Below are 14,289 nucleotides of genomic sequence, written 5' to 3' on the forward strand. Positions count from 1 at the left end.
CGGCGCCGAGCTTGACGAGAACCTGGGCGGCGACGCCCTCGCCCTCGCGGATCAGGCCGAGCAGGATGTGCTCGGTGCCGATGTAGTTGTGACCGAGCTGCAGGGCCTCGCGCAGGCTGAGCTCCAGCACCTTCTTGGCGCGCGGCGTGAACGGGATGTGGCCGCTGGGCGCCTGCTGGCCCTGGCCGATGATCTCCTCCACCTGCTGGCGCACGGCGTCCAGGGAGATGCCGAGGGACTCGAGGGCCTTGGCGGCCACTCCTTCGCCCTCGTGGATGAGGCCGAGCAGGATGTGCTCGGTCCCGATGTAGTTGTGGTTGAGCATCCGGGCCTCTTCTTGGGCCAGGACGACAACGCGACGTGCGCGGTCAGTGAAACGTTCGAACATGCGGGAGGCTCCTTCCGCGCCATGGGGCACTGCCCTATCAACTCTAACCCGGTGGCGCGAGGCCCCTCCGGCGAGCAGTGACACCCGGTCCAACGAGCCGGGCGGCCCGGATGATCCCCGCCGGGCTTCGCCGACAGCGAACACGACGGCGGACACACGACCGGGCCCCGGTCCGCGGGTGCGGATCGGGGCCCGGTGGGGTCTGCTGATCAGGCCTGTCAGTTGGCCTCGTTGTACGCCTCGACGATGTGGGCGGGGATGCGCCCCTTCTCGCCGATCTTGTGACCGTTGGTGCGCGCCCACTCGCGGATCGCATGGGTCTGCTCACGGTCACCGCGGGCCGCGCGCCCTCGACGCGGAGCAGTGGTGGAGGGGCCGCGGGTGCCGCGCCCGCCGGCCCGACGGGCGTGTGCCACGTAGTCGGCCATCGAATCACGCAATTTCGCGGCGTTCGTCGCGGAGAGATCAATTTCGTAGTTGTTGCCGTCCAGGGAAAAGCTGACGGTTTCCTCGGCGTCGCCGTCGTCCAGGTCGTCGATGAGCTGAACGATGTGTTTCTGAGCCATGGTGATGCCAATTCTGTACGCAGGTTCCGGCTGTCAATCACAACTGTAGCGCTGCTTACTTTGAATGACTACCAAAGACGCGCTCGTGGGCTGTGAATTGGCAATTGAACGCCGCGGTTTAGCCCGGCTCGGGTCGGGTTAGCGCAACTCAGCCCGGCAGCGGCTTGATGAGCGGGAAAAGGATGGTTTCCCGAATGCCCTTGCCGGTGAGCAGCATCACCAATCGGTCGACGCCCATGCCCAGGCCGCCGGTCGGTGCCATGCCGTATTCGAGCGCCCGCAGGAAATCCTCGTCCAATTGCATCGCTTCCGGGTCGCCGTGAGCGGCAGCGATCGACTGGGCGACCAACCGGCGGCGCTGCTCGACCGGGTCCACCAGCTCGGAGTACGCCGGCGCCAGCTCGAACCCGCCGATGATGAGGTCCCAGGCCTCCGCCAGGCGCGGGTCGTCGCGGTGCGGCCGGGCGAGCGGACGTACCGCCACCGGGTAGTCGCGGACGAAGGTGGGCTGGATCAAGGTGTGCTCGACCAGCTTCTCGTAGAGCTCCAGCACGATCTCCCCGGCCTCCCACGCCGGGTTCAGGGCCACATCGACCCGCTCGGCCTGCGCGCGTAGCCACGCCGCGTCCGTGTCGGGGGTGACGGTCTCACCGAGGGCGTCGGACACGGCGTCGTGGATCGTCACCGACCGCCAGGGGGCGGCCAGGTCGATCTCGACACCGTCGGGTGTCACCGGGGTGAGCACGTCCACGGCTGCGGCGGCATTGAGCACGAGCGCGCGGGTCAGCTCGGCCATCGTGTCGTAGTCCCCGTAGGCCTCATACGCCTCAAGCAGGGTGTATTCCGGCGAATGGGACGAATCGACCCCCTCGTTGCGGAACGCCGGCCCGATCTCGTAGACCCGCTCGATACCGCCGACGATCGCCCGCTTGAGATACAACTCCGTCGCAATTCGTAGCGACATATCAAGATCGAAGGCATTCAGGTGGGTATGGAACGGCCGCGCCGCGGCCCCGCCGTGTACGACTTGGAGAATAGGAGTCTGCACCTCGGTGTACCGTAGTTCACGGAATGTCGCACGTAACGAATGCAGAATTTCCGCCCGGGCATAGACCATCTGCCGCGCCTCGGGGCGGACGATCAGATCGACATAGCGCTGGCGCACCCGGTTCTCGTCCGACATTGCTTTGTGCTCCACCGGCAGCGGCCGAAGCGCTTTCGCGATGATCCGATAACGGTCGGCCAGTACCGAGAGTTCGCCGCGCTTGGACGCGATGACCTCGCCCTCGACGAATACCAGGTCGCCCCGGTCGACATCGGCCTTCCAGTCGGCGAGCACCGCCTCCCCGACGCGATCCAGCGACAGCATCACCTGCAGCTCTGATTCGCCCTCGCGCAGCCGGGCGAAGCAGAGCTTGCCGGTGTTCCGGACGAAGATGACCCGGCCGGTGACGCCGACGGTCTCGCCGGTGTGCTGATCGGCCGACAGGTCGGGATGGGCGGCCCGCACCTCGGCCAGCGACGCCGTCCGGTCCACCGTGACCGGGAACGGCGCCGACGACGGGTCGGCCATGAGGCGGTCGTACTTCTCACGTCGGACCCGTAACTGCTCGGGCAGGTCGTCGTCGATCTCGTCCGCGGAGTCGTTCACGCTGCTGAGCCTAATGACGTCGGCCCTGACGAATGTCATGCCCGTTGGCGCGTTATCCGCACTGTCCCGGCGAGCGCCGCTCCGACATGATCACCACCATGAGCGCACAACCATCAGGTGGCGGCGTCGAGATCGCGCAGCTGGCCAAGACGTTCCGGGCCGCCGGCAAGACGATCCCCGCCGTCCGCGGCGTCGACCTGTCCGTCGCTCCCGGCGAGACCGTCGCGCTGCTCGGACCGAACGGCGCCGGCAAGTCGACGATGATCGAGATGCTGCTCGGTCTGCAGACGCCCGATTCCGGTTCGGCGACGGTGTTCGGCCGCAGCCCCGCCGACGCGGTGGCCGCCGGGTCGGTCGGCGCGATGCTGCAGACCGGCGGCCTGCTCGCCTTCACGACGGTGCGCGAGCTGTTGCACGTCGTCGGCTCGCTCTATCCCGACCCGTTGCCGGTCGACGAGGTCATGCGGATCACCGGCGTCACGGACATCGCGGACCGGCGCACCGACAAGCTCTCCGGCGGCCAGACCCAGCGGGTGCGGGCCGCGCTCGCACTCGTCAGCAACCCGGACCTGCTCGTGCTCGACGAGCCGACGGTGGCCATGGACGTCGAGGGCCGGCACACGTTCTGGGCGGCGGTCCGCGAGTTCGCCCGCAGCGGCAAGACGGTGCTCTTCGCCACCCACTACCTCGACGAGGCCGACCAGTACGCCGACCGCATCGTGCTCATGGCGCACGGCCGCATCGTCGCCGACGGCCCGGCCAACGAGATCAAGGCGACCGTCGGCCTGCGCACCATCCGCGCGACGCTGCCCGGCGCCGACCTGAACGCCCTGGGACGGTTGGACGGTGTCACGAGCGCCGACACCCGTGGTGACGCGGTCATCCTGTCGTGCCAGGACTCGGACGCGGCCATCCGCGCCCTGCTGGCCGACTTCCCGGCCGCGAAGGACATCGAGATCAGTGGCGCAGGGCTCGAGGCCGCGTTCCTGACCCTCACCGGCGAACCGCAGGAAGACCTCACGGAGGAGCTCACCCGATGAACGCGACGTACCTGCGCTTCGAGTTCGCCCGCCTGTTCCGCAACCGGCAGAACTTCATCTTCTCGCTGATCTTCCCGCTGGTTCTGTTCTTCGCCATCGCCGGGCCGAACCGCAACAAGACCGTCGTCGACGACATCACCTTCAGCCGCTTCTACATGGCCGGCATGATCGCCTTCGGCACGCTGGCCGCCGTTCTCGCCGGCGGCGCCCGGATCGCGATGGAACGTCAGATCGGCTGGAACCGGCAACTGCGCCTGACGCCGCTGTCCCCCCGTGCCTATCTGCGCACGAAGGTGCTCACGTCCTACCTGCTCGCGGTCATCAGCCTGCTGCTCATCACCGGGTCGGCGCTGGCCCTCGGCGCGCGCTTCCCGATGGTCGACTGGCTGAAGGGCGTCGGTCTGGTACTGATCGCACTGATCCCGTTCGCGGCGCTCGGCGTCCTGCTCGGTCACCTCATCAAGGGGGACTCGATGGGCCCGGTCATCGGCGGCAGCATGTCGGTGTTCATCATCCTCGGCGGCGGCTACTTCCCCATCGGCACCGGACACGGGTTCATGCACTACTTCGTCCGCCTCATCCCGTCCTTCTGGCTGGTCCAGGCGGGCAAGACCGGCCTGGGCGGCCAGGAGTGGACGAGCGAGGCATGGCTGGTCGTCGCCGTGTGGGCCGTGGCCCTGGCCGCGGCCGCGGTCTGGGCCTACCGCCGCGACACCCAGCGCGCCTGAGCCCGGCTGACCTAGTCTCGAGTCCGATGACGAGCAGCGACTCACCCGCGCCGCGGCCGGAGCTCCCACCCGGCGCGGTGATGGACACTGCATCCCGGTCCTGGGGCTCCGGCTGGCGTCGCTACTTCTTCCCGGCGTTCTGGCTCGTCTACCTCGGCCAGGCCGTCGGCGGGGTGGCCAAGTACGCCCACGGCGCCGGCGCCGTCGTCGGCTACACGACCGTCGTGGTGTTCGCCGCGTGCTACCTCACCGCCCTCACCTACGGACGGACGGGCCGGCACGGGCTGTACTGGGCGCTGTGGGTGGCCGGACTCGGCCTGACGGTCGTCGAATGCCTGTACGCCCGGCAGGACGGGCTCGTCTTCCTCGTCTACCTCGCCGTCCTGCTCGTCGCCTCCCAACGGCCCTGGACGATCGGTGGGGTGGTCGTCCTCGCCGTCGGGGCGGCCACGCTCCCCCTCGTCGTTCCGGGCTGGAGCGGAAGGCTCGACACGGACATCGGCCTCAGCGTGCTGCTGGTGTCGCTGGCCATGTACGGGTTCTTCAGGATCATCTACGCCAACGTCGCCCTGAGCGCCGCCCGGGCCGAGGTCGCGCGCCTGGCAGCGGAGAACGAGCGGTCCCGGATCGCTCGCGACCTGCACGACCTGCTCGGCCATTCGCTGACGACGATCACCGTCAAGGCCGGCCTGGCCCGGCGGCTGGGCGAACGTGGCGAGACCGAGCGGGCACTGGCCGAGATCACCGAGGTCGAGCAGTTGTCGCGGCGCACGCTCGGCGACGTGCGCGCCGCGGTCTCCGCGCACCGCGAGGTGAGCCTGGCCGGCGAGCTCGCCACCGCCCGTGAGGTGTTGCGCGCGTCCGGCATCGAGGCCGAGCTGCCGGCCACCGTCGCCGAGTCCGATCCGACGCTGTCCGAGCTGTTCGGGTGGGTGGTGCGCGAAGGCGTCACCAACGTCGTGCGCCACTCACGCGCCGAGCACGTGCGCATCGCCCTGGGACGGTGGGCCGTCGAGATCGTCGACGACGGGCACGGCGGCCGCTGCGACGCGGGCAACGGACTGTCCGGCCTGCGGGAACGCGCCGAGGCGATGGGCGGGACGGTGACGGTGTCCTCGACGTCGTCGGGCTTCACGCTGCGGGTGGAGGTCCTCCCGGTCCCGCCCGAGCGCGCGACGGCGCCCGCCGCCGAACCCCCCGCGGCCAGAACCCAGGCGCTGCCCGCGTCATGATCCGACTGCTGCTCGCCGACGACCAGAACCTCGTCCGGACCGCCCTGGCCGCGCTGCTCGACCTCGAGGAGGACTTCGAGGTCGTGGCGCAGGTCGCGCGGGGCGACGAGGTGGTCGCCGCAGCCCTGCGGTCCGAGCCGGACGTCGCGCTGCTCGACATCGAGATGCCCGGCATGGACGGCCTCGCCGCCGCGGCCGCCATCACGCACGAGCTGCCCGCCTGCCGGTTGATCATGCTCACCGCGTTCGGACGGGCCGGCTACCTGCGGCGCGCGATGGAGGCGGGCGCGTCGGGCTTCCTCGTCAAGGACGCCCCGGGCGAGCAACTGGCCGACACCGTGCGCCGGGTGGCGCGCGGCGAACGAGTCGTCGACCCGGCACTGGCCGCGGCGACGCTGGCGGGTGGCGCCTCACCGCTGACCGGCCGCGAGCGCGACGTGCTGGTGGCCGCGCGGGACGGTGCGACCGTCGCCGACATCGCCGGCAAGCTGTTCCTGTCCGAGGGCACGGTGCGCAACTACCTGTCGGCAGCCATCGCCAAGACCTGCGCACGCAATCGGGTGGAGGCTTTGCGCACCGCGGACGAGCGCGGCTGGCTGTAGTCGGGCCGCACCGTCGGACGTGCGACAGGACCGTGGCCGCTTCTCCGACGCGGTGGCGGGATTCCGCACCGAAGTCCGACCACCGCGTCGGAGAGGCCGGGGGGCGAGGCTGGCGTCAGGTGTTGCGCTCGTAGATCAGCCGCAGGCCGAGGAGGGTGAGCTCGGGTTCGTAGCGGGTGACCGTCTCGCTGTGGTCGATGACCAGCGCCGCCAGGCCACCGGTGGCGATGACGTGCACCGACGCGGGGTCCTCGGGGACGAGCGCGGCGGACAGCCGTCGCACCATGCCGTCGACCTGGCCGGCGAAGCCGTAGAGGATGCCGGACTGCAGCGACTCGACGGTGTTCTTGCCGATGGGGCTGCGGGGCGCCACGAGCTCGACCTTGCGCAACTGGGCGGCCCGGGCCGCGAGGGCGTCGAGCGAGATCTCGATGCCGGGCGCGAGCGCGCCCCCCAGGAACTCGCCCTTGGCGCTGACGACGTCGAAGTTGGTCGAGGTGCCGAAGTCGACCACGATGCACGGTCCGTCGACGAGATGGTGGGCGGCCGCGGTGTTGCAGATGCGGTCGGTGCCGACCTCCTTCGGGTTGTCGGTCTGCACGCCGACACCGGTGCGCACGCCGGGCTCGACGAGGACGGTGGGCACGTCGGCGTAGTACCGCGTCAGCATCGTGCGCAACTCGCGCATCACCGCGGGGACGGTGGAGCACGCGGCGATGCCGTCGACGCGGTAGTCGGCGAGCAACCCGCGGAACGCCAGCGCCAGCTCGTCGGCGGTGGTGCGGGCGTCGGACTTGATGCGCCACGAGTCGCGCAGCTTCTCGCCCTCGAAGACGCCGAGGACGGTGTTGGTGTTACCGGTGTCGATCGCGAGCAGCATCACATGTCCAGTCCGATGTCGAGTACCGGCGCGGAGTGCGTGAGCGCACCGACAGCAAGGTAGTGCACGCCCGACTCGGCGACGGCCCGTGCGTTGTCGAGCGAGAGCCGACCGGACGCCTCGAGCCAGGCGCGGCCGGCCGCGAACTCGACCACTTCGTGCATCGCGGCGGGCGGCATGTTGTCGAGCAGCACGAGGTCGGCACCGGCCTCGATGACCTCGCGGGCCTGCGCGACGGTGTCGACCTCGATCTCGAGCGGCAGGCCGGGGTACTGCTCGCGCACACGCCGGAACGCCGGCACCACGCCGCCCGCCGCGACGACGTGGTTGTCCTTCACCAGCGCCGCGTCGGACAGCGACATGCGGTGGTTGACGCCGCCGCCGACCCGGACGGCGTACTTCTCCAGGTGTCGCAGGCCGGGCATCGTCTTGCGGGTGTCCCGCACCCGCGCCGACGTGCCCGCGATCGCGTCGGCCCACTGCCGGGTCAACGACGCGACCCCACTGAGGTGACCGAGCAGGTTGAGCGCGGTGCGCTCGGCGGTGAGCAGGTCGCGCAGTGGGCCGCGGACGACGGCCAGCACGTGGCCCGGCTCGACGCGATCGCCGTCGGCACGCTGCAGGTCCATCTCGACCCGGCCCTCGCCGACGACGTCGAACACGTACGCGGCCACGGGCAGGCCGGCGACGACCCCGCGCTGTCGCGACACCAGCCGCGCCGTGGCGACCGTGTCGGCGTCAACCGTGGCCTGCGTGGTGACGTCACCCTCCGGGCCGAGGTCCTCCGCGAGTGCGGTGTGCACGACGCGGGCGACGACCTCGCGGTCCAGGCCCGGCGCCAGGTCGGCGCGCTCCTCCGGCCTCGCCTCGCTCACAGATCCACCCCCACGTTGTCGATGAGCCGCGTCGCGCCCACGCGGGCCGCGACCAACAACCGGCACGCGCCGTGCACCGGGATCTCGCCGAGATCGGCACCGCGCAGTTCGAGGTAGTCGACGGAGATGTCGGGCTGGCTCGCCAGCACGGCGGTCGCCGCCGTGATGACGCCGATGGCCCCTTCGCCGGCCGCGGCCTGGCCGGCGCCGAGGGCCCGTGACAGGACCAGGGCACGGGCCCGCTCGTCGGGCGAGAGGTAGACGTTGCGGCTGGACAGCGCCAACCCGTCCGGCTCGCGCACGGTGTCCACCCCGACGATGGCGACACCGAGCTCGAGGTCCTCCGTCATCTGCCGGATTAGGGCGAGCTGCTGGTAGTCCTTCTCGCCGAAGTACGCGCGGCCGGGGCGGACCAGGTTGAGGAACTTGGCCACGACGGTCAGGACGCCGGTGAAGTGACCGGGCCGGACCGTACCTTCCAGTATGTCGCCCAGCGGGCCCGGCTCGACGCGAACGTGCGTACCGCCGCTGGGGTACACGTCGTCGACGCCCGGCGCCCAGACGAGGTCGACGCCGGCCCGCTCGCAGACCTCGAGGTCGGCGTCGAGGGTGCGTGGGTAGCGCGCGAGGTCCTCGTCGGGACCGAACTGCGTCGGGTTCACGAAATTGGTGGTGATCACGCAGTCGCACTCCGACCTCGCGGAGTCGAGCAGCGCGACGTGACCCGCGTGCAGCGCGCCCATCGTGGGGACGAGCCCGATCGTGCCGGACTGTCCGCCACGTGCGGCGAAGAACTCGGCGCGGGAACGGACGACCTTCATGACTGCCTGCCTCTCACGGCAGCACCTCGAGGACGGCCTCGGTCTGCGCGTCGGTGAGCCGGCCGGCGGCGTGGGCACGCTCCGCGGTGCGCCGGGCCAGGGCGGAGTAGGACGGCACCACGGCCGGAGCGCGCGCGGTGAGCGTGCGGACGTGCGCGGCCACCGTGGCCGCGTCCCCGCGGGAGACCGGCCCGGTGAGGGCGGCGTCACGCAGGCGCAGCACGTTGTCGAGCGACGCACTGAGCAGCGGCGCCACGAGCTGGGCGGACTGCTCGACCCCGACGCCGTCGAGCAGGTCCAGGGCGTCGTTCACGAGCGTGACGAGGTGGTTGGACCCGACGGTGAGCGCGGCGTGGTACAGCGCCCGCGCCGATTCGGGCACCCACACCGGCTCGCCGCCCATCTCGACCACGAGCGACTCGGCGACCGGACGCAGCTCGTCGGGCGCGGTGACCCCGAACGTCACGCCCGCCAGCCGGTCGAGGTCCTCGGGGCGGCCGGTGAACGTCATCACGGGATGCAGGGCGAGCGCCAGCACGCCACGGGCGGCCGCCGGGTCCAGGACGCCGATGCCGTGAGCTCCGGAGGTGTGCGCGACCAGCTGACCGGGCCGCCAGGCGCCGGTCTCGGCCAGCCCGGCGACCAACGGGCGCAGGACGTCGTCCGGCACGGTGACCAGCACGAGGTCGGCGGCCGCGACCGCGTCGTCGGGCGCCAGCAGCTCGGCGGTGGGCAGCAGTTGCTCGGCGCGCCGGCGGGACTGCTCCGAGACCCCGCTGGCGGCGACGACCGGGTGCCCGGCGCGGCCCAGGGCCGCGCCGAGCGCGCTGCCGACCCGGCCGACGCCCAGCACGGCGACGCGCAGCCGCGCGGGGGCCGGGATGTCCACGCCGAGCAGCCTACTGACGGGGCGACGTGCGCCTGGCGCGCGCACGCTCGGTAACTTGAACGACCGTGACCGACGGAGCAGGCAGCAGCCATCTGCAGGAGACCGTGGCGCGCAGCGCCGACACCGCGGACCTGCACGCCAACGTCCCCACCCTCCTGCTCGAGCTGCAGACGATGCTGGGTTCGCTGACGGCCACCGTCACCGAGGGCACCGCGCGCGGCCGACGGCCGTTCCGCCCCGGTGAGGACTGGGCGCCGCGGCTCGGCGAGCTCGCCTACGGCGTCTTCCTGCTCGCCGACCAGACAGGTGTGGACGCGGCCCAGGCCGTGCAGCGGACCGCGCAGCACCTCGAACGGCAGGGCGAGCGGGCGCAGTCGACGACCGACCACGACTGGCCGTTCGAGGGTTGAGCCGACCCGGGTGGTGCTTGCTGCAGTGAGCACCCTCACGTCCCGTCCTGGCGCGGCGGTGAAAAGACCGGACTAAAGACGGGAATCCCTTGTTATACAAGGGATGTGGTTCCGATGACGACGTACACCGACACCGCGCGCTCCGCGGAGCGCCAGTGTTCGCGCGCCCGGACGACGCCGACGCGTGTCGGTCTGCCGCTCACCGGTTCCGCGCTCGTGGTGGCCCTCACCATCGTCCTGGCCGTCCTGCTGGGCCTGCCCGCCCCGGTCGCCGTCGCCGTCGTCCTGGCCGCCTGCGTGGTCCTCGCCCTGCTCGTACGGCGCACACTCGGCAGCCTGATCGCCGGCGCAGGGATGCGCCTCGCGCAGCCCTTCGAGGCGGGCGACCAGATCCGGGTGTTCGTCCCGTCGATGAACTCGGTCGAGGACGCCGAGATCGTGCGGGTCGGCGCGGTCGACACGACCCTGCTCACCGAGAGCGGCACCGTCCTGGTGCCCAACGCGCACATGCTGCGCCAGCCCACGCACTGAGCCGGCCTTTCGCCGTCCCGGTCTCGCTCGGGTCGTGGAAACAATCAGGCGGGATTGATTGTTGTCGCGACCCGTGCCAGGCTCGGGGCGTGCCGGCCGCCTCACCCTCCGTCGCCGACGTCCTCGAGGATCTCGCCGCCGAGAGCGCCGACCTCGACGCGTTGGTGAGCCCGCTGGACGACGCGCGGTGGTCCACGGCTACGCCCGCCGCGGGCTGGACGATCGCCCATCAGGTCGCCCACCTGGCCTGGACCGACGACATGTCGCTCACCGCGGCCGGCGACGCCGACGCCTTCCACGAGCTGCTGGCCCGGGCCGCCGCCGAGGGGCCGACCGCCGTGGACGACGCAGCGCGCGACCGCGCCGCACAGCCGCCGAACGCGTTGCTGGCCGGCTGGCGGCAGGGTCGCAGCGCCCTGCAGGACGCGCTCGCCGCCGTACCGGCCGGAACCAGGCTCCCGTGGTTCGGCCCGCCGATGAGCGCCACGTCGATGGCCACCGCGCGGCTCATGGAGACCTGGGCGCACGGCCAGGACGTCGCCGACGCGCTCGACACGACGAGACCGTCGACCGACCGCCTGCGGCACGTCGCGCACATCGGCGTGCGCACCCGTGACTTCGCCTACCTGCAGCGCGGGCTTCCCGCGCCGCAGCAGGCGTTCCGTGTCGAACTCGTCGGGCCGTCCGGCAACCTGTGGGCCTGGGGTCCGGAGGACGCGTTGCAGCACGTGGCCGGGCCGGCGCTCGACTTCTGCCTGCTCGTCACCCAGCGACGCCACCGTGCCGACCTGCGCGTCGTCGCGGCGGGCACCGACGCCGACGAGTGGCTGGACATCGCGCAGGCCTTCGCCGGGCCGCCGGGGAACGGTCGGACACCGGGACAGTTCGCGTGACGGCGGCGGCGCCGGGGACGACGGCAGCGGACGTTCTGCGCATCGGCAACGCATCGGGGTTCTACGGCGACCGCGCCACGGCCATGGCCGAGATGCTGGCCGGTGGCGAACTCGACGTCCTCACCGGCGACTACCTGGCCGAGCTGACGATGCTCATCCTCGGCCGCGACCGCCTCAAGGACCCGACGACGGGTTACGCCAAGACCTTCCTGCGCCATCTCGAGGACTCGCTCGGCACCGCGCTCGAGAAGGGGGTCCGCATCGTCAGCAACGCCGGTGGCCTGAACCCCGCCGGTCTGGCCAATGCGGTGCGGGTCCTCGCCGACAGCCTCGGGCTCGACGTGCTGGTCGCCCATGTCGAGGGCGACGACCTGCAGCCGCGGGCCGACGAGCTGGCGCTGGGCGACACGCTGGCTGCGAACGCCTACCTCGGGGCCTGGGGCATCGCCGAGTGCCTCGACGCCGGCGCGCAGGTCGTGGTGACCGGGCGGGTCACCGACGCATCGCTCGTCGTCGGCCCGGCCGCGTCACACTTCGGCTGGGGCCGCACCGACTGGGACCGCCTGGCCGGAGCCGTCGTGGCCGGCCACGTGCTCGAGTGCGGGGCGCAGGCCACCGGCGGCAACTACGCCTTCTTCACCGAGCTCGGGCTCGGTGACCGCCCACTCGGGTTCCCGCTGGCCGAGGTGCACGCCGACGGGTCGTCGGTGATCACCAAGCACGCCGGCACCGGCGGCGCCGTCACCACCGGCACGGTCACCGCGCAGCTGCTCTACGAGATCGGCGGTCCGCGCTACCTGGGCCCCGACGTCACGGCCCGCTTCGACACCATCGCACTGTCCGACGACGGGCCCGACCGCGTGCGCATCAGCGGCGTGCGCGGTGAACCGCCGCCTTCGACGCTCAAGGTCGGGTGCAACGCGCTGGGCGGCTTCCGCAACGAGGTCACCTTCGTACTGACCGGGCTCGACGTCGAGGCCAAGGCCGCCCTCGTGCAGGAGCAGCTCTCCGCCCGGTTCGCCGGCCTCGAACCGCGGTGGACGCTGGCCCGCACCGACCACGCCGACGCCGACGTGCAGGAGGAGGCGGCCGCCCTGCTGCACTGCGTGGTGCGGGGGCCCGATGCGAAACGGGTCGGCCGGGCGTTCACCGGCGCGGCGATCGAGCTGGCGCTGGCGTCCTACCCGGGCTTCCACGTCACCGCGCCGCCCGGCGACGCCTCGCCGTACGGGGTGTTCACCGCGGCCTTCGTCGACGCCGGGCAAGTACTGCACGTCGCGGTGCTGCCCGACGGCACGCGGGTCGACATCGCGCCCACCACCGCGACCGACGACGACCCCGCGCCGATCGACCTGTACCTGCCGACGCCGCGCGCGAACACGAGGACCGTGCCGGCGCCGCTCGGACGCATCGTCGGGGCCCGCAGCGGCGACAAGGGCGGGCACGCCAACATCGGGCTGTGGACGCGGACGGACGACGCGTTCTCGTGGTTCGTGCACCAGTTCGACATCCGCCGCCTGCAGGAGTTGCTGCCCGAGACCGCCCCCCTGCTCGTCGTGCGCCACGTTCTGCCCAACCTGCGCGCCGTGAACCTCGTGATCGAGGACGTGCTGGGCGAGGGCGTCGCGTACAACGCCCGGCACGACCCGCAGGCCAAGGCCCTCGGCGAGTGGCTGCGGTCGCGGACCGTGCTCGTCCCGGAGGATCTGCTGTGAACGTGTTCGACACCCCCGAGCGGCAGGCGCTGCGCGAGACCGTAAGGCGGTTCGTGACGTCCGAGGTCGTTCCATACCTGACGGTATGGGAACGTGACGGTGAGCTGCCGCGGTCGCTGCACGAACGGGCGGGCGAGCTGGGGCTCATCGGTCTGAGCTACCCGACGGAGGTCGGGGGCGGTGGCGGCGACGCGGTCGACGCGCTCGTCCTGGCCGAGGAGTTCCATGACGCCGGCGGTTCGAGCGGGGCGTTCGCCGCGCTCTTCACCTCGGGCATCTCGCTGCCGCACCTGGTCGCCGCCGCCGACCCCGACCAGGTGGACACGTGGGTGCGCCCGACGATCGACGGCCGCCTGATCGGCTCGTTGGCGATCACCGAGCCCGACGGTGGATCGGACGTCGCCGGGTTGCGGACGAGCGCGAAGCGTGACGGCCACGAGTACGTGATCAACGGCGCGAAGACCTACATCACCTCGGGCGTGCGGGCCGACTTCGTGGTGACCGCGGTACGCACCGGTGACGTCGGTGCGCACGGGCTGTCGCTCGTCGTGGTCGAGAAGGGGACGCCCGGCTTCACCGTCTCCCGGCGACTCGAGAAGATGGGGTGGCTGTGCTCGGACACCGCGGAGCTGTCCTACGTCGACGTCCGGGTACCGGTCACGAACCTGGTCGGCGCCGAGGGCGGCGGGTTCGCGCAGATCGCGCAGAACTTCGTCTCGGAACGCATCGGTCTCGCGGTGCAGTCCTACGCGTGCGGCCAGCGGGCGCTCGACCTGACCGTGCAGTGGTGTCGAGATCGAGAGACGTTCGGACGGCCGCTGATGAGCAGGCAGAGCGTGCAGCACACGCTGACCGAGGTGGCGCGACGTATCGAGGTAGCGCGGGTCTACACACGCTCGGTCGCGGCGCGGGCGGCCCTCGGCGAGACCGACCTCGTCCGAGAGGCCTGCTTCGCCAAGAACACCGCGGTCGAGGCCGGCTCGTTCGCGGTGGACCGGGCCGTCCAGCTGCACGGCGGGATGGGCTACATGCGCGAGTCCGAGGTCGAGCGGCAGTACCGCGACATGC

16 protein-coding genes are annotated in these 14,289 nt (G+C 71.5%); 9 read left to right on the forward strand and 7 right to left on the reverse strand.

The window, feature by feature from the left end; translation table 11 throughout:
• The 3 genes from ACFFCA_RS18675 to lysS form a co-directional block, all read right to left on the reverse strand.
• A partial coding sequence (locus ACFFCA_RS18675) for a Clp protease N-terminal domain-containing protein (protein ID WP_375487580.1) occupies positions 1 to 388 on the reverse strand: 388 nt, incomplete at its 3' end.
• Positions 389 to 606: 218 nt separating this feature from the next.
• Positions 607 to 954, reverse strand: a complete 348-nt coding sequence (locus tag ACFFCA_RS18680; protein ID WP_375487582.1) for an Lsr2 family protein — start codon at positions 952 to 954, stop codon at positions 607 to 609.
• A gap of 148 nt (positions 955 to 1,102) precedes the next feature.
• Entirely contained in the window at positions 1,103 to 2,644 is a 1,542-nt protein-coding gene (gene lysS, locus ACFFCA_RS18685) for a lysine--tRNA ligase (protein WP_375487584.1), read from the reverse strand.
• 59 nt (positions 2,645 to 2,703) lie between these two features.
• Here lysS and ACFFCA_RS18690 point away from each other — a divergent pair, with 59 nt between their 5' ends.
• Genes ACFFCA_RS18690 through ACFFCA_RS18705 form a run of 4 tightly spaced genes read left to right on the forward strand, consistent with a single transcriptional unit; the run spans position 2,704 to position 6,207 of the window.
• Positions 2,704 to 3,645 (forward strand): ABC transporter ATP-binding protein, encoded by a 942-nt coding sequence (locus ACFFCA_RS18690; protein ID WP_375487586.1) that lies wholly within the window; start codon positions 2,704 to 2,706, stop codon positions 3,643 to 3,645.
• The gene (locus ACFFCA_RS18695) at positions 3,642 to 4,373 is read left to right on the forward strand and encodes an ABC transporter permease (protein ID WP_375487588.1); all 732 of its coding nucleotides are present in this window, start codon (positions 3,642 to 3,644) and stop codon (positions 4,371 to 4,373) included. Before ACFFCA_RS18690 ends, ACFFCA_RS18695 begins: the two co-directional genes overlap by 4 nt.
• 26 nt (positions 4,374 to 4,399) lie before the next feature.
• On the forward strand, positions 4,400 to 5,605 hold the full coding sequence (locus ACFFCA_RS18700; protein ID WP_375487590.1) for a sensor histidine kinase: 1,206 nt from the start codon (positions 4,400 to 4,402) through the stop codon (positions 5,603 to 5,605).
• Positions 5,602 to 6,207 carry a response regulator gene (locus tag ACFFCA_RS18705; RefSeq protein WP_375487592.1) on the forward strand — a complete coding sequence of 202 codons (606 nt, stop codon included), beginning with the start codon at positions 5,602 to 5,604 and terminating at the stop codon, positions 6,205 to 6,207. Before ACFFCA_RS18700 ends, ACFFCA_RS18705 begins: the two co-directional genes overlap by 4 nt.
• 115 nt (positions 6,208 to 6,322) lie before the next feature.
• Here ACFFCA_RS18705 and ACFFCA_RS18710 read toward each other — a convergent pair whose 3' ends face one another.
• The 4 genes from ACFFCA_RS18710 to ACFFCA_RS18725 are packed head-to-tail and all read right to left on the reverse strand — an operon-like array spanning position 6,323 to position 9,672.
• Positions 6,323 to 7,087, reverse strand: a complete 765-nt coding sequence (locus ACFFCA_RS18710; RefSeq protein WP_375487594.1) for a type III pantothenate kinase — start codon at positions 7,085 to 7,087, stop codon at positions 6,323 to 6,325.
• Positions 7,087 to 7,962 (reverse strand): carboxylating nicotinate-nucleotide diphosphorylase, encoded by an 876-nt coding sequence (gene nadC, locus ACFFCA_RS18715; RefSeq protein ID WP_375487596.1) that lies wholly within the window; start codon positions 7,960 to 7,962, stop codon positions 7,087 to 7,089. The genes ACFFCA_RS18710 and nadC overlap by 1 nt, the downstream gene beginning before the upstream one ends.
• Entirely contained in the window at positions 7,959 to 8,783 is an 825-nt protein-coding gene (gene panC, locus ACFFCA_RS18720) for a pantoate--beta-alanine ligase (RefSeq protein WP_375487598.1), read from the reverse strand. The genes nadC and panC overlap by 4 nt, the downstream gene beginning before the upstream one ends.
• Before the next feature lie 13 nt (positions 8,784 to 8,796).
• Positions 8,797 to 9,672 (reverse strand): Rossmann-like and DUF2520 domain-containing protein, encoded by an 876-nt coding sequence (locus tag ACFFCA_RS18725; protein WP_375487600.1) that lies wholly within the window; start codon positions 9,670 to 9,672, stop codon positions 8,797 to 8,799.
• A 65-nt stretch (positions 9,673 to 9,737) separates the two neighbouring features.
• Here ACFFCA_RS18725 and ACFFCA_RS18730 point away from each other — a divergent pair, with 65 nt between their 5' ends.
• The 5 genes from ACFFCA_RS18730 to ACFFCA_RS18750 form a co-directional block, all read left to right on the forward strand.
• On the forward strand, positions 9,738 to 10,082 hold the full coding sequence (locus ACFFCA_RS18730) for a hypothetical protein (protein ID WP_375487602.1): 345 nt from the start codon (positions 9,738 to 9,740) through the stop codon (positions 10,080 to 10,082).
• Between the two features lie 114 nt (positions 10,083 to 10,196).
• Positions 10,197 to 10,613 (forward strand): hypothetical protein, encoded by a 417-nt coding sequence (locus tag ACFFCA_RS18735; RefSeq protein WP_375487604.1) that lies wholly within the window; start codon positions 10,197 to 10,199, stop codon positions 10,611 to 10,613.
• A gap of 89 nt (positions 10,614 to 10,702) precedes the next feature.
• Positions 10,703 to 11,506, forward strand: a complete 804-nt coding sequence (locus tag ACFFCA_RS18740; RefSeq protein ID WP_375487606.1) for a TIGR03084 family metal-binding protein — start codon at positions 10,703 to 10,705, stop codon at positions 11,504 to 11,506.
• Positions 11,507 to 11,589: 83 nt separating this feature from the next.
• Complete coding sequence (locus ACFFCA_RS18745; protein WP_375487610.1) at positions 11,590 to 13,221, forward strand: acyclic terpene utilization AtuA family protein; 1,632 nt, start codon at positions 11,590 to 11,592, stop codon at positions 13,219 to 13,221.
• A partial coding sequence (locus ACFFCA_RS18750; RefSeq protein ID WP_375487608.1) for an acyl-CoA dehydrogenase family protein occupies positions 13,218 to 14,289 on the forward strand: 1,072 nt, incomplete at its 3' end. The genes ACFFCA_RS18745 and ACFFCA_RS18750, both read left to right, overlap by 4 nt.

Source organism: uncultured Jatrophihabitans sp., from assembly GCF_964252635.1.
Lineage (GTDB): Bacteria > Actinomycetota > Actinomycetes > Mycobacteriales > Jatrophihabitantaceae > Jatrophihabitans.

Bases quoted from the DNA above. Each gene is read 5' to 3' on its own strand.
- ACFFCA_RS18680 (WP_375487582.1), bottom strand. From the start codon at position 954: ATGGCTCAGAAACACATCGTTCAGCTCATCGACGACCTGGACGACGGC.
- lysS (WP_375487584.1), bottom strand. From the start codon at position 2,644: ATGACATTCGTCAGGGCCGACGTCATTAGGCTCAGCAGCGTGAACGAC.
- ACFFCA_RS18690 (WP_375487586.1), top strand. From the start codon at position 2,704: ATGAGCGCACAACCATCAGGTGGCGGCGTCGAGATCGCGCAGCTGGCC.
- ACFFCA_RS18695 (WP_375487588.1), top strand. From the start codon at position 3,642: ATGAACGCGACGTACCTGCGCTTCGAGTTCGCCCGCCTGTTCCGCAAC.
- ACFFCA_RS18700 (WP_375487590.1), top strand. From the start codon at position 4,400: ATGACGAGCAGCGACTCACCCGCGCCGCGGCCGGAGCTCCCACCCGGC.
- ACFFCA_RS18705 (WP_375487592.1), top strand. From the start codon at position 5,602: ATGATCCGACTGCTGCTCGCCGACGACCAGAACCTCGTCCGGACCGCC.
- ACFFCA_RS18710 (WP_375487594.1), bottom strand. From the start codon at position 7,087: ATGCTGCTCGCGATCGACACCGGTAACACCAACACCGTCCTCGGCGTC.
- panC (WP_375487598.1), bottom strand. From the start codon at position 8,783: ATGAAGGTCGTCCGTTCCCGCGCCGAGTTCTTCGCCGCACGTGGCGGA.
- ACFFCA_RS18735 (WP_375487604.1), top strand. From the start codon at position 10,197: ATGACGACGTACACCGACACCGCGCGCTCCGCGGAGCGCCAGTGTTCG.
- ACFFCA_RS18745 (WP_375487610.1), top strand. From the start codon at position 11,590: ATGGCCGAGATGCTGGCCGGTGGCGAACTCGACGTCCTCACCGGCGAC.